The sequence below is a fragment of the Telluria sp. LT2P34 genome, assembly GCF_059685915.1.
Genome location: NZ_JCASIN010000001.1, coordinates 468,987 through 490,856 on the forward strand (window position 1 = coordinate 468,987; position 21,870 = coordinate 490,856).

General features: G+C 65.7%; 21 protein-coding genes and 1 tRNA gene. 8 read left to right on the forward strand and 14 right to left on the reverse strand.

Annotated elements, in window-relative coordinates:
• Nucleotides 1-14 precede the first annotated feature (14 nt).
• A tRNA-Leu gene (locus AC56KZ_RS02100) sits at nucleotides 15-101 on the forward strand.
• Between the two features lie 116 nt (nucleotides 102-217).
• Here the strand turns inward: AC56KZ_RS02100 and AC56KZ_RS02105 are convergent.
• The 3 genes from AC56KZ_RS02105 to AC56KZ_RS02115 are packed head-to-tail and all read right to left on the reverse strand — an operon-like array spanning nucleotide 218 to nucleotide 2,731.
• Nucleotides 218-817: a TadE/TadG family type IV pilus assembly protein gene (locus tag AC56KZ_RS02105; protein ID WP_497160476.1), complete on the reverse strand. Its 600-nt coding sequence runs from the start codon at nucleotides 815-817 to the stop codon at nucleotides 218-220.
• Nucleotides 804-1,268, reverse strand: coding sequence for a TadE/TadG family type IV pilus assembly protein (locus AC56KZ_RS02110; protein WP_497160477.1), 465 nt, complete (start codon nucleotides 1,266-1,268; stop codon nucleotides 804-806). Before AC56KZ_RS02110 ends, AC56KZ_RS02105 begins: the two co-directional genes overlap by 14 nt.
• Nucleotides 1,265-2,731 carry a pilus assembly protein TadG-related protein gene (locus AC56KZ_RS02115; protein ID WP_497160478.1) on the reverse strand — a complete coding sequence of 489 codons (1,467 nt, stop codon included), beginning with the start codon at nucleotides 2,729-2,731 and terminating at the stop codon, nucleotides 1,265-1,267. The genes AC56KZ_RS02110 and AC56KZ_RS02115 overlap by 4 nt, the downstream gene beginning before the upstream one ends.
• 213 nt (nucleotides 2,732-2,944) lie before the next feature.
• Here AC56KZ_RS02115 and AC56KZ_RS02120 point away from each other — a divergent pair, with 213 nt between their 5' ends.
• The gene (locus AC56KZ_RS02120; RefSeq protein ID WP_497160479.1) at nucleotides 2,945-3,541 is read left to right on the forward strand and encodes a hypothetical protein; all 597 of its coding nucleotides are present in this window, start codon (nucleotides 2,945-2,947) and stop codon (nucleotides 3,539-3,541) included.
• 53 nt (nucleotides 3,542-3,594) lie between these two features.
• On the opposite strand, the gene AC56KZ_RS02125 is transcribed toward AC56KZ_RS02120, so the two are convergent.
• The 3 genes from AC56KZ_RS02125 to AC56KZ_RS02135 all read right to left on the reverse strand — a co-directional run bounded on the left by AC56KZ_RS02125 (nucleotide 3,595) and on the right by AC56KZ_RS02135 (nucleotide 5,067).
• The gene (locus tag AC56KZ_RS02125) at nucleotides 3,595-4,155 is read right to left on the reverse strand and encodes a hypothetical protein (protein WP_497160480.1); all 561 of its coding nucleotides are present in this window, start codon (nucleotides 4,153-4,155) and stop codon (nucleotides 3,595-3,597) included.
• Nucleotides 4,156-4,443: 288 nt separating this feature from the next.
• Nucleotides 4,444-4,641 (reverse strand): hypothetical protein, encoded by a 198-nt coding sequence (locus tag AC56KZ_RS02130; RefSeq protein ID WP_497160481.1) that lies wholly within the window; start codon nucleotides 4,639-4,641, stop codon nucleotides 4,444-4,446.
• Nucleotides 4,642-4,659: 18 nt separating this feature from the next.
• Nucleotides 4,660-5,067 carry a hypothetical protein gene (locus AC56KZ_RS02135; RefSeq protein WP_497160482.1) on the reverse strand — a complete coding sequence of 136 codons (408 nt, stop codon included), beginning with the start codon at nucleotides 5,065-5,067 and terminating at the stop codon, nucleotides 4,660-4,662.
• Nucleotides 5,068-5,165: 98 nt separating this feature from the next.
• Between AC56KZ_RS02135 and AC56KZ_RS02140 the strand changes: the two genes are divergently transcribed.
• The gene (locus AC56KZ_RS02140) at nucleotides 5,166-5,846 is read left to right on the forward strand and encodes an SOS response-associated peptidase (RefSeq protein WP_497160483.1); all 681 of its coding nucleotides are present in this window, start codon (nucleotides 5,166-5,168) and stop codon (nucleotides 5,844-5,846) included.
• 8 nt (nucleotides 5,847-5,854) lie between these two features.
• On the opposite strand, the gene AC56KZ_RS02145 is transcribed toward AC56KZ_RS02140, so the two are convergent.
• The 5 genes from AC56KZ_RS02145 to AC56KZ_RS02165 form a co-directional block, all read right to left on the reverse strand.
• On the reverse strand, nucleotides 5,855-6,037 hold the full coding sequence (locus AC56KZ_RS02145; protein ID WP_497160484.1) for a hypothetical protein: 183 nt from the start codon (nucleotides 6,035-6,037) through the stop codon (nucleotides 5,855-5,857).
• Nucleotides 6,038-6,245: 208 nt separating this feature from the next.
• Nucleotides 6,246-7,478, reverse strand: a complete 1,233-nt coding sequence (locus AC56KZ_RS02150) for a right-handed parallel beta-helix repeat-containing protein (RefSeq protein WP_497160485.1) — start codon at nucleotides 7,476-7,478, stop codon at nucleotides 6,246-6,248.
• A gap of 267 nt (nucleotides 7,479-7,745) precedes the next feature.
• Complete coding sequence (locus AC56KZ_RS02155) at nucleotides 7,746-8,861, reverse strand: DUF1565 domain-containing protein (RefSeq protein WP_497160486.1); 1,116 nt, start codon at nucleotides 8,859-8,861, stop codon at nucleotides 7,746-7,748.
• 133 nt (nucleotides 8,862-8,994) lie between these two features.
• A complete protein-coding gene (locus tag AC56KZ_RS02160; RefSeq protein ID WP_497160487.1) occupies nucleotides 8,995-10,551 on the reverse strand; it encodes a right-handed parallel beta-helix repeat-containing protein in 1,557 nt (518 codons plus the stop codon).
• 201 nt (nucleotides 10,552-10,752) lie between these two features.
• Nucleotides 10,753-11,934 carry a right-handed parallel beta-helix repeat-containing protein gene (locus tag AC56KZ_RS02165; RefSeq protein WP_497160488.1) on the reverse strand — a complete coding sequence of 394 codons (1,182 nt, stop codon included), beginning with the start codon at nucleotides 11,932-11,934 and terminating at the stop codon, nucleotides 10,753-10,755.
• 226 nt (nucleotides 11,935-12,160) lie between these two features.
• On the opposite strand from AC56KZ_RS02165, the gene AC56KZ_RS02170 reads away from it, so the two are divergent.
• Nucleotides 12,161-12,532, forward strand: coding sequence for an Lcl C-terminal domain-containing protein (locus AC56KZ_RS02170; protein ID WP_497160489.1), 372 nt, complete (start codon nucleotides 12,161-12,163; stop codon nucleotides 12,530-12,532).
• A 65-nt stretch (nucleotides 12,533-12,597) separates the two neighbouring features.
• Here the strand turns inward: AC56KZ_RS02170 and AC56KZ_RS02175 are convergent, their stop codons facing one another.
• The 3 genes from AC56KZ_RS02175 to AC56KZ_RS02185 all read right to left on the reverse strand — a co-directional run bounded on the left by AC56KZ_RS02175 (nucleotide 12,598) and on the right by AC56KZ_RS02185 (nucleotide 16,133).
• Nucleotides 12,598-13,356 carry a type 1 glutamine amidotransferase domain-containing protein gene (locus AC56KZ_RS02175; protein WP_497160490.1) on the reverse strand — a complete coding sequence of 253 codons (759 nt, stop codon included), beginning with the start codon at nucleotides 13,354-13,356 and terminating at the stop codon, nucleotides 12,598-12,600.
• A 92-nt stretch (nucleotides 13,357-13,448) separates the two neighbouring features.
• A complete protein-coding gene (locus tag AC56KZ_RS02180) occupies nucleotides 13,449-14,891 on the reverse strand; it encodes a M20/M25/M40 family metallo-hydrolase (protein ID WP_497160491.1) in 1,443 nt (480 codons plus the stop codon).
• Nucleotides 14,892-14,984: 93 nt separating this feature from the next.
• Nucleotides 14,985-16,133 carry a metallophosphoesterase gene (locus AC56KZ_RS02185; protein WP_497160492.1) on the reverse strand — a complete coding sequence of 383 codons (1,149 nt, stop codon included), beginning with the start codon at nucleotides 16,131-16,133 and terminating at the stop codon, nucleotides 14,985-14,987.
• Nucleotides 16,134-16,339: 206 nt separating this feature from the next.
• On the opposite strand from AC56KZ_RS02185, the gene AC56KZ_RS02190 reads away from it, so the two are divergent.
• The 4 genes from AC56KZ_RS02190 (at nucleotide 16,340) to AC56KZ_RS02205 (ending at nucleotide 21,870) form a co-directional block, all read left to right on the forward strand.
• Entirely contained in the window at nucleotides 16,340-16,831 is a 492-nt protein-coding gene (locus AC56KZ_RS02190; RefSeq protein ID WP_497160493.1) for a glycine zipper domain-containing protein, read from the forward strand.
• A 132-nt stretch (nucleotides 16,832-16,963) separates the two neighbouring features.
• Nucleotides 16,964-17,971, forward strand: coding sequence for a protein kinase domain-containing protein (locus tag AC56KZ_RS02195; RefSeq protein WP_497160494.1), 1,008 nt, complete (start codon nucleotides 16,964-16,966; stop codon nucleotides 17,969-17,971).
• The gene (locus AC56KZ_RS02200) at nucleotides 17,971-20,298 is read left to right on the forward strand and encodes an FtsW/RodA/SpoVE family cell cycle protein (protein ID WP_497160495.1); all 2,328 of its coding nucleotides are present in this window, start codon (nucleotides 17,971-17,973) and stop codon (nucleotides 20,296-20,298) included. Before AC56KZ_RS02195 ends, AC56KZ_RS02200 begins: the two co-directional genes overlap by 1 nt.
• Before the next feature lie 3 nt (nucleotides 20,299-20,301).
• Nucleotides 20,302-21,870, forward strand: a complete 1,569-nt coding sequence (locus AC56KZ_RS02205; RefSeq protein ID WP_497160496.1) for a hypothetical protein — start codon at nucleotides 20,302-20,304, stop codon at nucleotides 21,868-21,870.

Below are 21,870 nucleotides of genomic sequence, written 5' to 3' on the forward strand. Positions count from 1 at the left end.
CACTCCTGCGCGCTGCCCGGATGGTGAAACTGGTAGACACCCGGGACTTAAAATCCCGTGCTCGCAAGGGCGTGCCGGTTCGATTCCGGCTCCGGGCACCAACAAATTCTCGCGCAGCGTCGCAGCAAGTTCCCCTTCAGCCGTCCTCTCCGCGTGGACAGAATCGCTGAATGTCTCAGTTCCTCTCAATGTGCAAACACCTGCTGCCCAATCAGCTTCAGGGTGCGACGCCTGCCGCTCTCCCCAGTGTCTCGGCATTGCTGATCGTCGTCGACATCGGCAGTGTAAACGCAAGGGGGACCAGAGAGACAAGCGATTGGTATGGCACCGGTTCGCACTGGTTTCCGCCGGCACGGCAGATACGGACCCGTACCAGGCGGATGCAGCCGGCATCGTGGGGATCGCTCATGCACACTTCCTGGTTGCGTGCAGGGTTGGCAGGCAGGGTCGCGAGCGGGATCGGCGTCATTGCCAGAGTGGCCCCATCGCGCGTGATCGCCATATAGTCGATGTTGACCTGAGCATCAGTAATGGGCTCACCGAACATCAGGAATCCCGGGGAGTTCCGGAAGACGGCCCGTTCGCGGACGCGTTGCATGGCTGGCCCGTCGCTGAAGTCGGTATTGGTCGCCAGGGCCGCCGCCCGGCGCGTCACCTCCTGCAACGTATTGCAGATATACATGGCGCGCGCGAGCTCGATCACGCCGAAGATCAGCGTCAGAAAGAACATCAACACCAGGGCGAACTCGACCGCTGCCCCACCCTGCTGCGTTTTCAGTGCCGGGCTGGCGCCCCTGGCTCGTTCAGTTACCCGCATAGCGCATCGTGACGTCTGCCGTCAACAGCAGTCCGTCCTCCCCATAGTAAGCAGACGTAAGAGCGCCGAAAATGTCGTCGCGCATTCGCACCTGGATGACGGTACGGACTGTGGCCGGAACCGCGAATCCGCAGGTCGCAAAGTTGCATTGCACATCGATGGCGATTGCTTCCACGGCGGAATTGAGTACCGCCGTCTCTGCTTGCGCGATCGATCTTGCAACCACTGCCATTGGCGCTCCCGTTGTCCGCATTTCAATCTGGGTGGCCGTGGACAAGAACCGCGTCGTATCGTGTGCTGCCTTCTGGATGACGCTGTAATACCAGAACACCCTCGCGAAAAAGACCAGTCCAGTCACGAACAGGATGAGAATTGGAAGAACGAGCGCCATTTCGATGGCGGCGCCGCCCCGTTCGCGGCGGCGAAAGTAGCTACTCGAGCGTTTTTTCATGGATAGAGCTTCACGTTTGAACCAAGGGATTGTTCGGACGCGAGTCCTGCAAACTCGCCCACCAGCGATGTTGCGTCGGCCTGCACCGTCATGAAGAACTTGCCGATACCGAGCACTGTCGCGCTGTTGCCCGGGACTGGGCACGCAAGCAGCGGGACATTCAATACGCGGCGTCCACGGATGCTTCTGCGGCTTGGCGCGCGGAAGTACTGGCCGCCGGTTTGCGCGTACGGAGTAGACGATGGATACGTTCCCACCTGAGGCTTTCCGGGGTTGTACAGCGTGGCCCAGTCGCCGGTGCCGAAGGTGCTGTATCCGGCGGCAGGTTCGGGAAGGCCGCTGGTATAGGCACTGAATCGCGCCGCCTTGGCGTACGACCATAGCGGCCCGTACTGTGCTGCCGTCGTGCCCGCCGGCGTATCGTCGGGGCCGACTACAGTCCAGCGCTTGCCGTCTGCGAACGATTGCGCTGCTGCCTGGCTGGTCGGCACCGTGGCCATCCAGGGAACACTACCGTTATCGTGCCTGTACTCCCTGATATTCGCGTCCGGGGGTGCGGATTCCGGACTGCAGGGAGCCGCGTACGCATCGAACCGGGAGTTGAAGCTCCGGAATAGCTCGTTCTGCGGAAATGGCGACGATACGACAATGCTCCCACCTGAAACACGTGCCATTGCCATCGTACCCGTGCAGACGAAGGGAGCGACGGAGGTGGCGTTGAACGATGGCGTCGCGCCGACCGTCCCGGGCGGAACCAGTGGGTTGATCAGGAAGGTGCTGGCCGACGCGCTGGAATCCGGATTCAACTGCATCAGGTCATAGGCCGCACCGCGACGAAAGCCGTACTCTTCCAGCTCCCCCTTGTGGTTTCGTGCCTGCTCGGGGCGCATGGCGCAAATGCCGATAGGCGTCACGTTAATCGCAGAGCGTCCCGCTGTTGCAATGGCGGAGGTCGAAACTGTTTGTTGTTCCGGTGCCAGGACATGGATGAACAAGGTGCGGACGTCCCCATACGCCGGGTCAAGGCCAGCGGTATCAACCCGCGCGAACAGCAGCCCGGCGGGACTTGATGCAGCGGTGCCTGCATCTATCCAGGGTCCCGCAGGCGAGCGTGCAAACTGGATAGCCGCATCACGCCACTCCATCGTCTGCGTCGAGTATTGGTAGGAAACGCCACCAACGACCGTTCCCGGCAGGGTAATGAAGCGCTCGGATGCCCGCAACAAGGCCTTTGCCACGCCCGCCGAGGATCCGTTCAGTTCTGCAGCTGCCGCCAGCGCCACCGCGTCGGCCGCGTTCTGCATTTCGACCTTGCGGTTGTAGACCATCGACAGATCGAGCGCGAGGCCGAAGAAACCGAAAATCACCAGAACCGAGGAAATGAACATGATGGCCACGGCACCAGACTCCCGGCGCAATCCCGGTGCGCGGCGTGCGACCGCAGCGCGCGATGCATCATTCATAGCTCAACCCTTTCCCTTGCACTCAGGCGGTTGTCCAGGCGCGGACCCAAAATTAATTCTAACTTTCAATAACTAGAAACAATTGACGTGGCGCAAGCAGTTCAGATCGATCCATTCTGACCGGTCTACCTAGGGGAATTGATAAAGCTCAATAGATATGTTGCTTTGAGGAAGATACTGAGGAGATTCCCGGTGACACCCTACGGAGGCGGCATGGAAATCGATGAGATCAAGGCCATTGTTCAAAGACGCAACAGTGCCTTCGCAGGCCTGCTAAGTGCCACATTCGGTCTTGTTCTCATGGAAAGCGCGAACGTGGTCCTCCAAGCCAGCGCCAGGGCGCATGTCCTCAGCCTCGCCGTCGGCGCCGCGCTGTTGTTGCTCATGGTCCGCTCGCTCTTGAAGAATGGGGCGCAAGCCGCCAAAGCTTCCGCAGGCATCGGAAACGGGAGAGCGGACATTGGCTTGCGTACGGCTAACGCTGTTGCCTGCGTCGTCATGGCGTATGCCAGCTACGCTGCGTCGACGATGCTTTTTGATGCCTTCGTCACGCCCTTCTTTCTTTTTGCCGGGGTGCTTGTTCTCTTGCCCTGGCACAGAATCGCCCGCTCCGCAGCACAGTACCTGGCATGCTGGACGGCCGTTGTCACCGGCCTTGCATGCACCCTGTTGTCAGTTGAAACCGCGGCCCTGCCCTTGCTCCTTCTCGCTGCGGGCTGGCAGTTATGGCTGCTCACGGCCGCATGCTGGGTGCGGGCAAGCTTCCACAAGCCTGCCCGCCGTAGCGGCATGAGCAAGCCGCGCGCCTGACCGGCATCTTCAGCCTGCTGGGTTCGAGGCGTCACGCCAGCTGGGCAAGCTTGCTAGTGCCCCGGCTGCGACGCCAACTCCGCCACGTCGACCCGCCCCGCATGCGGCGCCGGCATTTCCCCACGCGCCGCGATTGCGCGGTCCGCCCTTTCGTAGACCCGCGTGCTGTGACGCCACCAGAGCACGCCCGCCACCACGCCGGCGGCGACGGCGACCGGCGTGGGCGCCGCCGCCAGCACCATCAGGTTGTTGACCGCGGCGCCGCCCCATACCGAGCTCGCGGATTTGATGACCAGGCGCTTCTGCGGCTCGGGCAGGCGCTCGGCGAATTTGACCAGGCCAATCTTGGCGCCGGTAAGTGCGATGAGGCCGATGGGCGACGTCGACACCAGCGGATTCATTTCGACCGCGCCGCTCGAGATCGCCAGGCCGGTGCTGATGCCGTCCGCCACGGCGGCATGCATGGCGTTCTTGTCGAGTCGTTCGATCTGCTTTTCCGGCGCCTGCAGTGGGGGACTGCCGGTGGCGCAGCCGGCGAGCGTGGGAACGACGAGCAGGATGAGGGCAAGTGTCCTGGCCAGGTGAAGTTCGAATGCGGTGCGCAATGCAAGCATGATCCAGCTCCTTCCAATGTCGACTCGGTCGAAATCCGCTGCCAATAGGCAATGTCAGATTGGCAAGCTCAAGGATCAGTAAATACCTTTGGAATAAGTGCGAAATGCGCGGTAACAGCGCGGGAACTGACCGAGATCAGGAAATGGAAGGCTGGGGGCGAGGCGGGCCGACAGGTGGCATTACTCGAGGCGAAACAGGCGTGCGGCACGCTGCAGAACGGTCCTGGTCACGGTGGACAGGCGCAGCAAACGTCACAGCGCCTCGCTCGGCGCTGCGAAGAACAGGTCTCAGCTTCCCTGGTAAATCAGCACCGCGCACACAGCCGCGGCCACGACCAGCAAGCCGTACAGAAAATAGCGCATCGCCGTCGCCAGGCCGGTGACGGCCTTGTTGGCGTCCTCGTTCAGCATGCCGCGCTTGCGGCTGTTATTCATCAGCATCGCGATGAAGACGAAGGTGCTGAACAGGACCAGGACAAATTTCATACCGGGTGCGTCCGGCGCTCAGGTGCGGGTCAGGACGATGGCCAGCGAAATCACCGACAGCAGCCCCGAGAAGGCGGCGACCACGCCGATCGTGCTCAGGCGCTCGCGCGCCGACTGCATGCGGGCCACCAGCTGTGCATTCTGGTCGGCCAGCTCGGTGATCACCTTGGTTGCCTCGCGCACCTGTCCGTGCAGCTGGGCGATGGTGGCCTCCTGCTGCTCGATGCGCGATGCCAGGATCGCAATGTCCTCGTCGATGGGTGCGTTCGCCATCGCTTCGCCCAGGTCGAACCCGGGTTCCGGCACGCCGCGGCGCGCCGCCGTTTCCCAGAGCCTGCGTGCGCTGCCCGCCAGCTGGGGCGCATGCGCGATCACTTCACTCCATGGAACTGCCTTCAACATCTTGAGCCAACTTGCTGCCGCCATTTCGAATCCTCCGTATTTTCCAGTGTGCAGGATAGCATTCTGCTACTCCCTCGCCCGCCGGTGCCGGCCAATCGTGCGCCCGGCGCTTTTGCAGTACCATGTTTTCCATGTGTGGACGATTTGATCAGAGCCAAACGGCACGGTATTACGCGAGCGTCTTCGGCTGGGCCGATGCGCACTTCGACAGCGCATCCGCGCCCGCCTTCAATGTGTCGCCGGGCAGTTACCGGCCCGTCATGCATGTGCAGGACGGCGAGCGGCGCATCGACGATGTGTTCTGGAGCTACCGCGCCAAATGGGCCGAAGGCAAGGTGCCGATCACGATCAACGCCCGCCTCGACAAACTGAGCAATCGCTACTGGAGCCGCTTGCTGAAGAACGGACGCGCCGTCGTCCCGGCCGAAGGCTGGTATGAATGGACCGGCGAAAAAGGCAAGAAGCAACCCTGGCACATCCACCGCAAGGACCGCGCGCCGCTGTTCATGCTGGCCCTGGCGAATTTTGGCAGCTTCACGGAAAACCGCGCCGAAGCCGGCTTCGTGATCGTCACCGACGACGCCGCCGAAGGCATGCTCGACATCCACGACCGGCGCCCGGTGGTGCTCGAAGCCGCCGACGCCGCGCTCTGGCTCGACCCCGACCTGCCGCCTGAGGGCGCGCTCGAACTGGCGCGCCGGGCGGCGCTGCCGCCCGAGGCCTTCGAGTGGTTCAAGGTGACGCCCGAGGTGAACCGGGCCGGCGCCAACAGCCCGCAGATGGCCTTGCCGATCCCGGATTAATTTTCGGCTTATTCCATTACCGTCACCAAGGCGACCACGCCCATCGACACGCCGATCAGCACGCCGATGCGATTGCGCAAGCGGCGGCCACGTTCGAGAATTTCCTTGGCAATGCGGCGGCGCGGCCGGCGCGCGCCGTCCGGGGCGGGTGCTTGCGCGGCTTGTTCCGATCTTGTCTTGACAGTGTCCATCTTTGGCTTTCTGTGAAACAGGCTTGCACCCCGAAAGAATCGATTCTACACGAAGCTCTTGACAGATCAACACGCATTGTGTGCGCCGTGTCAAGACGCCGAACTCGAATTCGCTCGCGATGGCGCGATCGTAAAAAACCCGCGCGCCTTGCGGGCGCGCGGGTCGGCTCACTGGGGAGCAAAGGATGAAGCGGGTGCTGGCCGCCTCTTAGTGCTGATAGGCGCCGATGTCGACACCGACCGTCGCATTGCGTGGAAGGCCGACGATATCGGTGGTCGGTGCGTAGGTTGCGATGCCACGGCGAATCACCGGCGAACTCAGGCTTGGCTTGAAGTTCGGCATCGCGGCGGTACGCGAGTAGCCGACCATCAGCGGATCCGAGGTGATCGTACCGCTGTGGGTCAGGCCGTTGCGCAGTTGCCAGTTGTAGGTCGTGTTCTTGAACACCAGGTTGTTCCTGTAGGTATTGCCGGTGCCGGTCTTGCCCTGCTCCGAGATGCCGTACTTGTTGTCGTACACGATGTTGTTATGCACATGCACGTTGTTGGCGCCAGCCGTGGTGAAGTAGTAATTACCGCCGCCGACGATGATGCCGAAGTTCGACGCGCTCACCGTGTTGTTGATGATCTTCAGGTTGGTCGCATCGTGCCACAGGTGGATCGCGGCCGAACCGACGCGGTAGACGACGTTGTTCTTGATCGTGCCCGAAGTGCTGTGATAAATGCCCTGCACATAGCTGCAGCCGGCCGGGCCGATGTCGTGCACGACGTTGCCGATCACATCGCCCATCACGCCCTTGTAATAGCTGTCGACGCCGATGGCGGAACCGCCGGCGCTGCTGCAGGCGATGGTGTTGGCAGTGTGGTGCACGTGGTTGCCTTCGATCACGTTATACGAACCACCGGTGTAGATGCCGAGCGTCCACTTGGTGCCGCCGGCCAGTTTGCTGCCGTCGACTTCGAAGCCGATGATGCTGACATAGTGGCCGCGGTTGTCCCAGGCGGTCTTGTTGATCGAATTGGTCGGCGGCACAATCTTGGCGCCCCATTTGGTGGTCGAGACCCAGTAGATGCGGCTGGCGGCAGCGCCGTTGGCAACCGTCTTGAAACCGCCGGCATAGGTGCCAGGCGACACGAACACGGTGGTGCCGGCGCGGGTAACGGCGCGGGCGGCGCGGGCCAGGGTCTTGAATGGCGCAGCCTTGGTGCCGGCAGCGGTGTCCGAGCCGGTTGGCGCGACATAGTAATTCACGGCGGTGGCCGGCAGGGTCGCGCTGGAAAGCACGCTCGGGGTGGCGCTCAGGTCGTCATAGCCGGAGAGCTTGACTGTGGTCTGGGCACTGGCGTTCCCACCAATAACAGCACAGGCTGCGAGCAATACGGTGACGGTGTGACGAACGATGACCTTGGTACGAACTGCGGACTGGGCTTGCTTTTTCATGGGGAAATTTCCTGAGGTAAAAAATGAATACGTAAACTTTGAGCGGTGGAAACTGCTTTAGTTCAACTTTTTCCAAAATAAATTTCCTTCGGGTACTATTCTTGCAAGCATTATTTTTACAAGGAAACAGTTATTAGCGAATTGCTTCCCTGATCCGGCCCCAAACCTGTCTGTGTCACCGGCTGTGGACGCAAAAAACCCGCGCGCCTTGCGGCTACGCGGGTTGCGGAAAGCAATGCCAGTCAGGGCTGGTAGAGCCCGGGCCGCTCAGTGCTGATAGGCGCCGATATCGACCCCGGTCGCGCCATTGCGCAGGCGGCCGTTAATATCGGTAGCAGGTGCATGGGTCGCGACGCCGCGCCCGATCGCAGGCGAGCTGGGGCTGGGCCGGAAATTCGCCAGCCAGTAGCTGCGCGAATAGCCGGCCAGCAGCGGATCGGAGGTGATGGTGCCGCTGTGCTCCAGGCCATTACGCAACTGCCAGTCATACGTCGCGTTCTTGAAGACCAGGTTGTTCCGGTAGGTATTGCTGGTGCCGGTCTTCCCCTGCTCCGAAATGCCGTGACGGTTGTCGTACACGATATTGTTGTGTACATGTACGTTACTGGCGACGCCATTCGTAAAGTAGAAGTCGCCGCCGCCGACGATGATGCCGAAGTTCGACGCGCTCACGGTATTGTTTGCGATAACCACGTCTTTCGCGTCATGCCATAGGTGGATGGCCGCGGAACTGACCTGGAAGACCACGTTGTTTTTGATCGTGCCCGAGGTGCTGAAATAGATGCCTTGCACATAAGGGCAGCCCTCCGGCCCGATGTCGTGCACGACATTGCCGACGACCTCGCCCATGACGCCCTTGTAATAACTGTCGACGCCAATGGCCGAGCCACCTGCGCCGCTGCAGGCGATCGTGCGCGCGATGTGATGCACGAGGTTGCCCTCGATGACGCTGTACGCGCCTCCGGTATAGATGCCTACAGTCCACCTTGTGCCGTTGCCGACATTCCTGCCGTCGACTTCGAAACCGATGATGCTGACGTAATTCCCGCGGTTGTCCCAGGCTTTCTTCCTGGTCGAATGGGCTGGCGGCACGATTTTCGCTCCCCACCTGGTGGTCGAGACCCAGCGGATGCGCGCCGACGGGGTACCGCTGGCCGTCGTCCTGAGGCCGCCGGCGTAGGTGCCCGGAGCAACGAAAACGGTCGTACCGGGACGGGTCGCGGCGCGCGCCGCGCGGGCCAGGGTCTTGAAAGGCGCTGCCTCGGTGCCGGCTGCGGTGTCCGAGCCATCCGGCGAGACGTAGTAATCATGGGTCGTGGCGGCGGTGGCGCCGGTACATGCCAGCAGGAAGGTGGCGGCAGCTGCGGTAAGTAAGCTTTTCATCGATAGTCTCCTGACGTAGGTGCGAGCCATGCGTAGAAAAACCCGCGCGCCTTGCGGCTGCGCGGGTTGGCTCGATGCGACCTCAAGCGCCAGTCAGTGTTACGTAGTTCCGACTGGCGCCGCTTGGTCCTGCTCAGTGTTGATAAGCGCCGATGTCGAAGCCGACCGTCGCGTTGCGTGGACGGCCATCGATATCGCTTGCCGGTGCGTAAGTCGCGATGCCGCGGCCGATCACAGGCGAGCTGGCGCTGGGCTTGAAGTTGGGGAAGGCAGCGGTACGCGAGTAGCCGGCCAGCAGCGGGTCCGAGGTGATCGTGCCGCTGTGGGTCAGTCCGTTGCGCAACTGCCAGTTGTAGGTCGTGTTCTTGAACACGAGGTTATTCCTGTAGGTGTTGCCGGTACCGGTCTTGCCCTGCTCCGAAATGCCGTACTTGTTGTCGTACACGATGTTGTTGTGCACGTGAACATTGTTGGCGCCGGCCGAGGTGAAGTAATAGTCGCCACCGCCAACGATGATGCCGAAGTTCGAGGCGCTCACCGTATTGTTGATGATCTTCAGGTTGCTTGCATCGTGCCACAGGTGGATCGCGGCTGAACCGACGCGGTAGACGACGTTGTTCTTGATCGTGCCCGACGTGCTGTGATAAATACCCTGCACATAGCTGCAGCCGGCCGGCCCGATGTCGTGCACGACATTGCCGATCACGTCACCCATGACTCCCTTGAAATAGCTGTCGACGCCGATGGCCGAGCCGCCCGCGCTGCTGCAGGCGATGGTGTTGGCCGTGTGGTGCACGCGGTTGCCTTCGATCACGTTATACGAGCCGCCGGTGTAGAGGCCCAGCGTCCACTTGGTGCCGCTGCGAATCGCGCTGCCGTCGACTTCGAAGCCGATGATGCTGACGTAATTACCGCGGTTATCCCAGGCGGTCTTGTTGGTCGAGTTTGCAGGAGGAACAATCTTTGCGCCCCACTGCACCGTCGAGACCCAGTAAATGCGGCCGCTTGCCGTACCGTTGGCGGTCGTCTTGAAGCCACCGTCATAGGTGCCCGGTGCCACAAACACAGTCGTGCCCGGCTTCACAGCGGCCTTTGCGGCGCGTGCCAGCGTCTTGAATGGAGCGGCCTTGGTACCGGCGGCGGTGTCCGAACCGGTCGGCGCCACATAGAAATTGTTCGGCGTGGCCGGCGTAGCGGTCGGTACCGTCGGCGGCACAGGTTGCGGGGCTGGGGCGGGTGCAGGAACCGGTGCGGGTGCTGGGGCCGGTGCTGGGGCTGGGGCCGGTGCCGGCGCCGGTGCCGGTGCCGGTGCCGGTGCTGGCGTTGGCGCCGGTGCTGGTGCTGGTGCCGGTACGGTGCGGTTGCGGTATTCCGTGGTCTGCTTCAACTCCGCTTCGATCTGTCCGATCGTCGTTCCTCGCGACATCCGCTGCACCCAGTAAGCGAGGCCGGCGGGGTCTGGCTCACGGTTGAGCAGGGTGCGGTACAGGACGGTCACCTGGCTGGCGTAGCGCGCAGAGGTTGAACCAGTACGCGCGGCGTCGTAGCCGGCGACCGTGTAGCGATCCGCGGCTTGCACGGTGGAAGCGGCGCAGAGGATAAACAGGGCGGACGCCGTGGCGCGGGTGATGACATTGAAACGATTGGCATTGAGACGATTCGAGCTTGCTGAGACGGATTGCTTATTCATGCAGAAATTCCCTAACGTTTTAAAGTGAATGCATAACTTTGAGCGTAGGAAACTGCTTAGGTTCAATGTTTCGGGCACATTATTTCCGCGGAGTAGCATTGTCACAAATATTGTTTTCTCCGAGAAACCTATTTTGGGCGTGATAAAGCCCGCGCGCCTTGCGGCTGCGCGGGCTGGCATGACCGGCCGTGGCCGGTGCGATCAGTCTGCCCGGTGCTGGTAAGCGCCGACGTCGATGCCGGTGCCCACGTCGCGTACGCGGCCGTCGATATCGCGCGCCGGTGCATGCGTGCCAATGCCGCGCCCGATCAGCGGTGAACCGGCGCCTGGCCTGAAGTCCGGCATTGCAGCGCCACGCGAATAGCCGGCCAGCAGCGGATCCGAGGTGATCGTGCCGCTGTGGGTCAGGCCCTTGCGCAACTGCCAGTCGTAGCTCGTGTTCTTGAACACGAGGTTGTTCCTGTACGTATTGCCGGTGCCGGTCTTGCCCTGCTCCGAAATGCCGTACCGGTTGTCGTACACGAGGTTGTTGTGGACGTGTACCTTGTCGGCGCCCGCGCTCGTGAAATAAAAGTCGCCGCCGCCGACGATGATGCCGAAGTTCGACGCGCTCACCGTGTTGTTGATGATCTTCACGTCCGCGGCGTCGTGCCACAGGTGAATCGCCGCCGAACCGACGCGGTAGACGACATTGTTCTGGATCGTGCCCGAGGTGCTGACATAGATGCCTTGCACATAGGAGCAGCCGGCCGGGCCGATGTCGTGCACGACGTTGCCGATCACATCCGTCATCACGCCCTTGAAATAGCTGTCGACGCCGATGGCGGAACCGCCGGCGCTGCTGCAGGCGATGGTGTTGGCCGTGTGGTGGACGCGGTTGCCTTCGATGAGGTTGTAGGAGCCGCCGGTATAGATGCCGAGCGTCCACTTGGTGCCGCTGCGAATCGCACTGCCGTCGACCTCGAAGCCGATGATGCTGACGTAATTGCCGCGGTTATCCCAGGCGGTCTTGTTGGTCGAATTTGCTGGCGGCACGATCTTCGCGCCCCACTTGGTGGTCGACACCCAATAGATACGGCTGGCGGCACTGCCGTTGCCAACCGTTTTGAAACCGCCTTCATACGTGCCCGGGGCAACGAAAACGGTGGTGCCTGGCATGGTCGCGGCCTTCGCGGCGCGGGCCAGGGTTTTGAACGGGGCGGCGCTGCTGCCGCCAGCGCTGTCGGAGCCGGTGGGCGACACGTAGTAATTGTTGGGGGTGGCTGGGAGGGCGCTGCTGACCTGGGCGCTGGCGCCATGCATGGCAGCGGCGGCGAGCAGAACGGTGGCGGCGCAACGCAGTTTGGTCGCTGCAGGGAGGGGGAAGTTGACGTGATTCTGCATCTGAAAGTTTCTCCGCAAAAAGTGAATAAGCTTTGAGGGCGGGAAACTTCCTTAGTTCAAACTTTTTGGATATAAATTTTCTCGCAATAACAAAGACGCAAAACCGTTTATTCGTTCGAAATCGAACAGCGTTCTGATCTATATCGTGTTTGGAGTGGCAACTAAGATGCCGAGGCCGGTGTCTTACCTGGTAACCAAATAACGCAAACGCTGCGCGGAGACCCCGATGGGCATTTATATGCAACTGAGAGAAACGCTGAAAGAAGGCGAGCACTACGCCGGCATCATCCTCGGCAAGGACGGCGCGCCCGACCACCATCTGATCCTGCTGCCCGGAGACGCCGCCGACACCAGTTGGCCGGGTGCGATCGACTGGGCCATCGGCCAGGGCGGCGAGTTGCCGAACCGGCGCGAGCTGTCGCTGCTGTTCGCAAACCTGCGCGAACAGTTCTCCCGCGAATGGTACTGGTCTTCCGAACCGCATGAAACGCGGGCCCAGCTGGTGTGGGGCGAGAACTTTGCCAGCGGCATCCAGACGGTCTACGGCCGCCCCTTCCGCGGCCATGCGCGTGCGGTGCGGCGGGTGCCGATCGAATAAGCCGGCGCGCGGCGGTGGCGCCTGCGCGAATGACGATGGTGTGTGCAGGTGCAGGCGCCGGCCCGCTATACCGACGCCGCGCGCGCTTCCGCCTCGGTCATGCCCGCGCCCTCGCGCTTGCGCTTGGCCGCAACCATGCCCACGCCCAGCAGCGCGAGGCCGAGCACGGTGCCGATCGATGAGCGCGGCAGCCCGCGCATGGCGGCGCTCGTGATCGCGGTCGGGCTGTCGCGTTGCGGGTCCGAGCGGCGCCGGCCCTGGGCGCTGCGGTTGCCCGCTTCGCCAGCATACAGTGCGATCATCTCGCGCACGAAGGGCATGATGTCCTGGGGACCGCGACCGGTCACCAGGTTACCGTCGCGCACCGTTTCCTGGTCGAGCCAGGTAGCGCCGGCGTGCACCATGTCGTCGCGCACGCCGGGCCAGGAGGTCAGGGTACGACCGTTCAGCAGGCCGCTCGAGGCCAGCAGCCAGGGGCCGTGGCAGAGGCTTGCGATCGGTTTGCCCAGCAGATCGAAAGCGCGCACGAAGTCGCGCGCTTCAGACGACTGGCGCAGGGTATCCGGGTTCATGAAACCGCCCGGTATCAGGAGCCCGTCGTAGTCGCGCGGGTTGACGTCGTCGACCTTGAAATCGACCGCGACCAATTCCGCCGGCATGTGCAGGTTCATCGCACGGATCTTGCCCGAGTGCAGGGAGACGATATCGATCCCGGCGCCCGCCGCGCGCAGGGCCGCCACCGGCGCCGTCAGTTCCACTTTCTCGAAGCCGTCCGCCACCAGCACGGCGATACGCTGTCCCGTCAGTTTCTTGCGTCCAGTCATGGTGTCCTCCCTGCAGGATGTATGCGGGCAGTCTACCGAAACGCCCCGGACAGGGAGCGTCCGCTTCGGGGCGACAATTATCTGGCCGACAGTTACCTAGCGGGCACGACAGCGCGGCCGATCGGCTCCTCGACATTCGCCAGGAACCAGGCCGTCGCCGTCATCACGGCCACATGGCGGCGCAGGTGGTCGGGATCGATCTTGTCGAGCGTGTCGGCGGCGGTATGGTGGTAGTCGAAATAGGTGGAGGTATCGAGCAGCGGTGCGAAGCTCGGCACGCCGGCGCGCTCAAGTCCCGACAGGTCGCCGGTCGCCAGGGCATCCTCGCGCCGGAACAGGCCGGCGCCGATCGGCTGCAGCGCCGCCTGCAGCGGCGCGAAGATGCGGCTGGAGGTGGCCGGAATGCTGGCGCGCAGGCCGAACGGGCGCCCTGCCCCATTGTCGCTCTCGATCGCGCCGATGTGGTTCGCCGCGTTCGCTTCGTTCGCCGCCAGGTAGGTGCGCGCGCCGCGGGTGCCGTTTTCCTCGTTCATCCAGGCGATCATGCGGATCGTGCGGCGCGGCCGGTAATCGAGTTTCTTCAGCGTCTCGAACACCGCCATGGCGCTGGCCACGCCCGAGGCGTCGTCGTGGGCGCCCGTGGCCAGGTCCCAGGAGTCGAGGTGACCGGACACGATCACGATTTCGCCCGCCTTGTCGCTGCCGGGCCAGTCGGCGATCACGTTGAAGCTGTCGGCGTCCGGCAGGTTTTGCGGCGTGAGCACCAGGCGCATGGTCAGCGGTCCACGCTTGGCCAGGCGGCGCATCAGGAGCGCGTCCTCGACGGTGACGGCGGCGGCGGGAATGCGCGCCCCGTCCTGCAGTCCGGTGTTACCGGTATGCGGCAGGCGGTAGTTGGCGCCGCCGACCGAACGCACCAGCGCGGCTGCCGCGCCCATTTCCGCCGCGATCCGCGGTCCGTTGCTGCGGTAGTTCGAGCCCTGGCCATAGGCCTGGCCGGCCAGGCCGCGATCGGCCATGCCCTGGTCGAAAGGCACGTCGAACAGCACGATGCGCCCTTTCACTTCACCCGCGCGCGCCTTCAGCTCCTCGAAGTTCGAGACCACGACCACCTGCGCGCTCAAGCCTTCGGGCGGGGTGGCGCCGGAGCCGCCGAGGGCGGTCAGCACGACACGCTGGCTGATGCCGGCCGGGCGGCCGCGGTACTCAGTCAGTTCGCCGGTTTCGATGCCGCGCACCCAGTGCGGCACCTTGACTGGCTGCAGCGTCACCTTCGCGCCGAGCTTGCGCATCGCTTCTGCCACCTGGGTCACCGCCGCCGCCGCCCCCGGCGAACCGGACAGGCGCGGGCCGATGAGGTCGGTCATGTCCGCCAGGCGCTCCCAGGCATAGTCGCTCGCCATGGCCGTGTCGCGGATCTTCGCCAGCGCGGCCGGGTCGTTGCCGGGGCTGGCTGCGCCGGCTGTGCCGATGAAGAGCGTGGCGGCAGCCAGGCCGAGGGCGTGCGCGTGGGCGAGTGAGCGGAGGCGATTCATGCGTTCTGACTTTCGATGGTTACGGGAAAGACAAGGTTAGCGCATCCTGCAGGTTTTGGCTGTCTTTACACGCGCCGGTCCCGAACGCCGGATTCAGGCCGGAACCAGCCGCAGTAAGGTGATTTCGGACGGGGCGCCGAAGCGTTTCGGCGGACCCCAGTAGCCGGTGCCGCGGCTGGTGTACACCCACAGCTGCCGTACCCGGTGCAGGCCAGCCACGAAAGGCTGCTGCAGGGGCACGAATAAATTCCAGGGGAAGAACTGGCCGCCGTGGGTGTGCCCCGACAGTTGCAGGTCGAACCCGGCCGCGGCGGCCGCCGGCGCGCTGCGCGGCTGGTGCGCCAGCAGGATTTTCACGGCGTCCGGCGGCGCGCCGGCAATCGCGGCCGCCGGGTCGCTGCGGTGGGCAGGGTTGAAATGCTGGGCCGAATAATCGGTGACACCGGCGATCGCCAGCGTTGCCGCGCCGCGCCGGCGCAGCACGTGGGTGTTGAGCAGCACGGTCAGCCCGAGGCGGCGCACTTCCGCGATCCACTCCTCGGCGCCCGAATAGTATTCGTGGTTGCCGGTCACGAAAAAGACCCCGTCCGGCGCCGCCAGCCGCCCCAGCGGCGCGGTATGCGTGGCCAGGCGCTGCACGCTGCCGTCGACCAGGTCGCCGGTGACGGCGATCGCATCGGCGCCCAGCGCATTGACGCGCTCGACGATGGCGGCCAGGTAGGCGCGCCGGATGGTGGGGCCGACGTGGATATCCGAGATCTGCGCAATCGCATAGCCGTGCAAGGCCGCGGGCAGGCCGGCGATCGGCACATCCACCCGCACCACGCGCGCGACGCGCCGGGCATTGACGAAGCCGATGAAGGTCACCGCCAGCGCCAGCAGCGGCGCCGCCACGGCCGACCAGGAAGCAAGGCCCGGATGGCCGAAGCCGCTCAGGCCTTGCAGCAGCCAGGCCAGCAGCAGCCCGATATCGCGCAGCAAGGTCAGTACGAACAGGGACGAAAACAGGCCCATCGCCAGCAGTCCGGCCCAGGCCAGCCCCTCGGACAGGCGGCCGCGGCGCAGCGACGAGGACATCAGCCCGACGGGCGCCAGCAGCAGCGTCGACAGCAGCATGAGCGTGGTCAGGACCAGCATTCCCGGACGCTCGCCGCCGATGTCGAGCAGCAGGCGCAGGCCGATGTACACGTGCAGCACGAAGTGCAGGGAAAAGACGACGGCGAGGTTGCGGCGCGCGGACATGGGAACTTTGCAGGAAAGGTGACCCGGAGCAGATGGGGCGGCCACGCCGGTCTGCAAGGCTTCCCGGAGAGATTGTTACAGCGCCTGAACCACTTGTAATAATCTGTATTAGATGGTGAACGCGACGGCGGCCTTCGCTATAGTTCACTCATGCCACGGCGTGACAGTGATCATCCCGATCCTCGTTGAGGCAAAAAGGAACAGCCATGTTGAACAAAAAATGCTTTGGTGCGGTGATCCTGGCCGCCGTCGCCGTCTCGCCCTCGGCATTCGCTCAAGACCGTGGCGTGAATACCGCGGTGGGCGCGGTGCTCGGCGCAGCAATCGGCCACAGTGCGGGCGGTAGCCGCGGCGCCATCGTCGGCGGCGTGCTCGGCGCGGCAGTCGGCAACTCGGTCGGCGGCAGTCATTACAATGACCGCGGTTATTACAACAACGGCGGGTATTACAGCAACAACTACAACAACGGCGGCTATTACGACAACCGCGGCTACGGCAACGGTTACGCGCAGACCCAGGTGTACGTCGAATCGCGTCCGGTGTATGTCCAGCCGCGTCCGGTCTACTACGAAGCGCCGCGTTATTATCGCCAGCCTGAAGTCGTGTACGTTGCACCGCGTCATCATCGCCGCCACCACGGCTACCGCGATCATGACCGTGGCTACCGCGACAATTACCGCGACGGCTATCGCCGTTAATTCCCTGCCTCGCGCAAGCGCATGACCCGAAGCCGCGTCCCCGACGCGGCTTTTCCATTTCCTGTCCCCCTTTTTCTCCCACCCTCCGCTAGACCCGGTCGGCGGCGCCTTGCCGCGGCGATCGGAGGAAGCATGGTTCAAAGCGGCGATATCGTGACTTTGTCGGGCGGCCACTACAGGCTGCGCGCGCAGCTCGCCGCTTCCGCCTATGGCGTGGTCTGGCGCGCCGAACCCGAGAATGCCGGGGACGGCAGCGCGGTCGCGCTCAAGCTGGTCAATCGCACGCAGATGGCGCGCGCCGAGCCCGCCCTGCGCGAACACTGGCGCGCCTGCGCCGAGCGTGAAATCGCCTTTCTCTCGCAGCTCGCGCCCTGGGACGCGCGCCATATCGTGCGCATGCTCGACCATGGCCTGCACGAGGGACTGCCGGCGATCGCGCTCGAGCTGCTCGACGGCGACCTCGCCTCCTACATGACGGCGCAGGCCGGACGTGGCGAGCGCATCGGACTGGCCCGGGCGCTGGCCTGGCTGGCGCAAGTCAACGGCGCGCTGGCCAGGGTGCACCAGCATGGCTGGCGCTATCTCGACCTGAAACCGGCAAACCTGCTGGTCGACGGCGCGGGCGGCATCCTAAAACTGGCCGATTTCGGCACCAGCCGCAGCCTGTCCGATACCGCCGCCCATTCCTACGCCGGCACCGCCAGCTGGCAAGCGCCCGAGCAGTTCTTTCCCTACGCCCAGGCGGCCTACCTCACCGACGCCCGTACCGATTATTTCGCCATGGGCGCCTTGTTCTTCTACATGGTGACGAACGGCGCGACGCTGAGCTATTCGGGCGCCTGCGCCGATGCCTGGCGGGTCCACGGCTTGGCTGGCGCCGCCCGCCTGAGGCAGGCCTGCGGTGGTGCATTGCCGCCGATCCTGCTGGAAGCGGAAGCCGCGCAATTCCTGCACTGCGCGGCCGATGGCAAGGGGGGTGGTGACGAGGCTGGCGACCCGTGCGCCGCCCTCGCACTGCTGCGCGCCCTCCTCGCTGCCCGAGCCGAGGACCGTCCGCGCCACGCGCTCGACATCAGCCGGATGATCGCGGCGGCGCAAAACGCTCCCGCGGCAAACCCGCAATGGCGGAGGGCCGCCTGATGCGCGCAGGAGCCGCGCGCCTGGCTGCCGGCGCCATCCTGTTCGGGCTGTGCGCCCTGCAAGGCCTGGCCGTGCTGCGCAGCCCGCCGGCCTGGCTGCCGGCGCACATCGCGATCCGGCTCGCGCCGGGCGCCGCCATCGAACCGGAACGCGCCGCCCTGGCGCTGCCGGGAGCGGGTGGCTCGCTGCGCCTGCGCCGCGATACGGCGGGCCGCTGGTGGGCCGGCAGCACTGGCGGCCCCCTGCGCTTCGAGCGCGCCGGCCGGCTCACGCGCAGCGCCTCGACGGCCCTGCGGCCGGGCGCGCGCTTCCAGCTCGGCGCCCTGCGCTACACGGTCGAGGCCGCCGACGGCAAGACGGTGCGCTTCGGCGACGGCCGCCAAACCTGGCGTTATGACGGCGCCAGCGTCTGGCGCGACGGCGAAGCGCTGGCCGCGTGTCCGGACGCCGGGCCCGGCGCGCGCCTGGCCGGCGTCTGGAACCGCTGGCTGCCGGGCTTGCTGTCGCCGCTCGCGCTTGCGCGCCCGCTTTCCTTCGGCGGCAACCTCAGTTGTGGAACCCGGGTCGGCAACCCGCATGCGGCGCCGGGCAGCGCCATCCTGCGCATGGTCGACGGCGCGCCGCTGCTCATTTCCGCAGCCGGCGACGGCGCCACTCCAAGCCCGCTCATCGTCGAGCAAGGCGGCCTGCCCCAGGAGCTCGCGCTAACGCAGCAGCTACTGGGCGGCGTCGATGCCATCCTGGTCGGCCGCACACGTTTCGACACGCGGATCGAGGACGGCGCGCTGCTGCTGCGGCCGGTCAGCCGGGTCGCCGTGTCGACGCTGCCGCGCGCTGCGCTGCCGGACGGCGTGGCCTGGCAATGGGAAAAGCGCGACCCCTGGGCCTGGCCGTCCTCGGCAACGCTGTGCACGTTCGGCGCGCTGGCCGCAGGCGCCCTGGCCTTCGTCGTGGCCGGGCGTATGCGCGGGCGCGCCGGCATGGCGGACGCCGCGCGCTTTGGCGCGGGCATTGCGCTGTGCCTGGCCGGCCTGGCGCTTCTGCTGGCCCAGCGCGCCGGCGCCGCGCTCGGTGTCGCCTGGTCGCTGCTGGCATGCTGGGCGGCGCTGTGGTACGCGCTGAGCTGGCGCGGCGCCGGCGCCGTGCTCCTGAGCGGCCTGCTGCTGCTGGCGGCCGGCCTGCTGCTCCAGCTCGAACTCGGCCTGGGCGCCCCGGATACGTCCTGGCTGCGCCACTTCCAGAAGACAGCGGCCGCCACGCTGCTCGGCCTCGGCGCCGCCGGCGCCGTCAATGCCCTGCGGCGCGCTCCGGGACGGCCGCCGATGTCCCAGGCCCGGGTCGAGCTGCTGCTGCTCGTACTGGCCGCCTGCGCGCTGGCGGGACTGCTGCTGCAGGTCGGCTGGGGCAACGAAACCGGCGTGTTCGACCTGCAGCCGGTGGAATTCGCGAAACTGGCGCTCACGGTGCTGGCCGCGCACTGCATCGCGCTCGGCCTCGGTCTCGGTTCCGGCACCGGCGCGGGAAGCGCCCTGCTGCGTACGCTGCGCCTGGCCGCGCCAGCCCTGCTGTTCGTCCTCCTGCTCGGCGTCGCGCTGGTCCAGGTCGACGATTATTCGCCCCTGATCCTGCTGCTGGTCTGGGGCGCGGCCATGCTGCTGGCCTGGTCCTTCGGCGCACGCCGTCCAGGCGCCGCGCTGGCGGTGGCGGCGCTCGCCTGCACCTGCCTGGCCGGCGTGTGGCTCGTGCGCACAGCTGGTCTCGATGCGGCCGGCGGCTGGCGCTTCTACGGCGAGCGTTTCGGCGTCTGGCTCGACCCTGCGGCCCACCCGCACACCGGCCAGCAACTGCTGCAGGGGGCCGCCGCGATCGCCGGCGGCGGCTGGCTTGGCGCGGACGGCGTTTTCGGGATCGCGGCGCTGGGCCAGGGCGCCGTCGAAGCGCTCGCAATTCCGGCAGTCCAGGACGATTTCGCGCCTTCCTTCCTGCTGCAGCGGCACGGCCTGGCGGCCGGCCTGGCGCTGTGGGCGCTGCAGGCCGCTTTCCTGTGCGCGCTGCTGCACGGCGCGCTGCGCGCCTGGCAGGGCGCGGTGCTGGCGCGCGATTTCCGCCACGCCTGGGCCGGGCGCTTCCGCTGCTTCGTGCTGTGCGGCGGCGCGGCCTTCCTGTTCGGCCACTTCCTGCTGTCCTGGGGCACCAACCTCGCGTTCTTCCCGATCATGGGGCAGCCGATGAGCTTCCTGTCCGCGGGCGGCTCGCACCTCCTGTTTTTCATCTTCCCCCTGCTAGCCTTTGCCACATCAGGCGCCACCATCATCGAGGAGAAATGAATCATGCCGGTCTACGTCCAACACCAAACCCTGAGCCGCGTCAGCGACGTGTTCAATGCCGAGGCGATCTGGCAGGCGCCGGGCCTGGCGCTGTTCAACCGCCGCCCGCTGCTGCGCGACCTGCTGGAAAGAGCGCCGCGCGAGCAGCGCGGCAGCGCCGTGACCCGCTGCTTCTCCCACGTGACCCTGGTGCTGCCGCAGGACGAGGTCGACGATGACCGCCACCTCACGCGCGGCGCGCGCGTGCGCGACCTGGCGCAGACGCTGCAGGCCCTGCACCAGAAGGATTTCGGCGACCTGCTCGGCAGCGACGACGTGCGCTACCACGTGCTCGGCTCCGAGCGCCTGGAACCCGGCCACGTCGAAGTCAAATTCGGCCACGCCGTCTACCTGCCGGCGCCGGGAGAACAGGTGCAGTACAGCGTCAGCGTCTCGCGCGACAGCGCCATCTGGCAGCCGGTGTGCGCGGTCTATCCGAACCAGCGCCTGACCGTGCTTGGCCGCGATCCGGTGAGCAGCACCCACGCCGTGCCGGCCTGGCCCTTCGGCGCCGATGGCGCCATCCTCCTGATCAACGACGGGATCGAGGCGCCGCTCGAGGTGCAGGTGCGCCCGAAAGACGCTTTCGAGTGCGGCTTCGACGCCGCCGCCGGCTATTACACGATCCGGGCGAAGCGGGACGAGGCCGGCGCGCCCGCGCCGCGACTGCTGCTGAAAGTCACCCAGCACGCCGCGGCGGGCGCACCGAAGGCGCAAAGCGCGCTCGCTCTCCCGGCCGCGCCGGTCGCGCGCACGCCGGCCGTCTGGAAGAGCCGTGAACGCAGCATCGACGACGCCGAACTCACCGCCATGCCGGTCCTGCAGCGTGCGCGCCAGGCAGCGGAGCCCGCGCCGGCGCAGGACGCGACCTACGCGCCGGTCGCGCGCCAATGCGTGGCGCTGGCCGCGATTGCCCTGCCGCGCCTGTCGCGCTACCGCGACACGGGCGCCGCCGCCGTCGAATTCGGGATCGACCGCCAGCTCGCCGCGGGCGCGCTCGATGCGGATTGCCTGATCGGCTTTGCCGTCGACGATGCCGATGAAGTCCACGCGATCGGCAAGGACGGCCGCCAGCGCATCGCGGTGCCGAACCGCTTCGCACCGCTCGACGGCGTCGACCTGCGGGTGCTGGCGCCTGCGCCGGCCATGCTCGACCGTTACTGCGCGATCGTCTGCCTGCCGCAGGTCCAGGGCACGCCGGTCCTGGCCGGCGCCCCGCTCGCCTTTGGCCGCGGCGCCCCCGCCCTGGCCGGCCTGCGCGTGCTCGATGCCGCCACCTGCCTGCGCGGCGCCGATGGCCTCGACCTCGGCGGCGCCGACCGCCTCGGGCTCTCGCGCAACGGGCTCAGTCTCGAGGCGACGGTGGAAGGCTGGCGCGTGAACCGCCTGTCGCCGACGCAGGCGCTCTACCACCTCGACGCGGAGCTCGGCTTCGTCGCCGCGATCGAGACCGCCACGCCGGACGCGCCCTACCTGGTGCCGAACGGCCACCATGTCGTCGCCGGGCACTACGTGCTGCGCGTCGAAGCGTGA

Coding starts and splice junctions, on each gene's coding strand:
- AC56KZ_RS02105 (WP_497160476.1), bottom strand. CDS start 817: ATGCGGGTAACTGAACGAGCCAGGGGCGCCAGCCCGGCACTGAAAACG.
- AC56KZ_RS02110 (WP_497160477.1), bottom strand. CDS start 1,268: ATGAAAAAACGCTCGAGTAGCTACTTTCGCCGCCGCGAACGGGGCGGC.
- AC56KZ_RS02115 (WP_497160478.1), bottom strand. CDS start 2,731: ATGAATGATGCATCGCGCGCTGCGGTCGCACGCCGCGCACCGGGATTG.
- AC56KZ_RS02120 (WP_497160479.1), top strand. CDS start 2,945: ATGGAAATCGATGAGATCAAGGCCATTGTTCAAAGACGCAACAGTGCC.
- AC56KZ_RS02125 (WP_497160480.1), bottom strand. CDS start 4,155: ATGCTTGCATTGCGCACCGCATTCGAACTTCACCTGGCCAGGACACTT.
- AC56KZ_RS02130 (WP_497160481.1), bottom strand. CDS start 4,641: ATGAAATTTGTCCTGGTCCTGTTCAGCACCTTCGTCTTCATCGCGATG.
- AC56KZ_RS02135 (WP_497160482.1), bottom strand. CDS start 5,067: ATGGCGGCAGCAAGTTGGCTCAAGATGTTGAAGGCAGTTCCATGGAGT.
- AC56KZ_RS02140 (WP_497160483.1), top strand. CDS start 5,166: ATGTTTTCCATGTGTGGACGATTTGATCAGAGCCAAACGGCACGGTAT.
- AC56KZ_RS02145 (WP_497160484.1), bottom strand. CDS start 6,037: ATGGACACTGTCAAGACAAGATCGGAACAAGCCGCGCAAGCACCCGCC.
- AC56KZ_RS02150 (WP_497160485.1), bottom strand. CDS start 7,478: ATGAAAAAGCAAGCCCAGTCCGCAGTTCGTACCAAGGTCATCGTTCGT.
- AC56KZ_RS02155 (WP_497160486.1), bottom strand. CDS start 8,861: ATGAAAAGCTTACTTACCGCAGCTGCCGCCACCTTCCTGCTGGCATGT.
- AC56KZ_RS02160 (WP_497160487.1), bottom strand. CDS start 10,551: ATGAATAAGCAATCCGTCTCAGCAAGCTCGAATCGTCTCAATGCCAAT.
- AC56KZ_RS02165 (WP_497160488.1), bottom strand. CDS start 11,934: ATGCAGAATCACGTCAACTTCCCCCTCCCTGCAGCGACCAAACTGCGT.
- AC56KZ_RS02170 (WP_497160489.1), top strand. CDS start 12,161: ATGGGCATTTATATGCAACTGAGAGAAACGCTGAAAGAAGGCGAGCAC.
- AC56KZ_RS02175 (WP_497160490.1), bottom strand. CDS start 13,356: ATGACTGGACGCAAGAAACTGACGGGACAGCGTATCGCCGTGCTGGTG.
- AC56KZ_RS02180 (WP_497160491.1), bottom strand. CDS start 14,891: ATGAATCGCCTCCGCTCACTCGCCCACGCGCACGCCCTCGGCCTGGCT.
- AC56KZ_RS02185 (WP_497160492.1), bottom strand. CDS start 16,133: ATGTCCGCGCGCCGCAACCTCGCCGTCGTCTTTTCCCTGCACTTCGTG.
- AC56KZ_RS02190 (WP_497160493.1), top strand. CDS start 16,340: ATGTTGAACAAAAAATGCTTTGGTGCGGTGATCCTGGCCGCCGTCGCC.
- AC56KZ_RS02195 (WP_497160494.1), top strand. CDS start 16,964: ATGGTTCAAAGCGGCGATATCGTGACTTTGTCGGGCGGCCACTACAGG.
- AC56KZ_RS02200 (WP_497160495.1), top strand. CDS start 17,971: ATGCGCGCAGGAGCCGCGCGCCTGGCTGCCGGCGCCATCCTGTTCGGG.
- AC56KZ_RS02205 (WP_497160496.1), top strand. CDS start 20,302: ATGCCGGTCTACGTCCAACACCAAACCCTGAGCCGCGTCAGCGACGTG.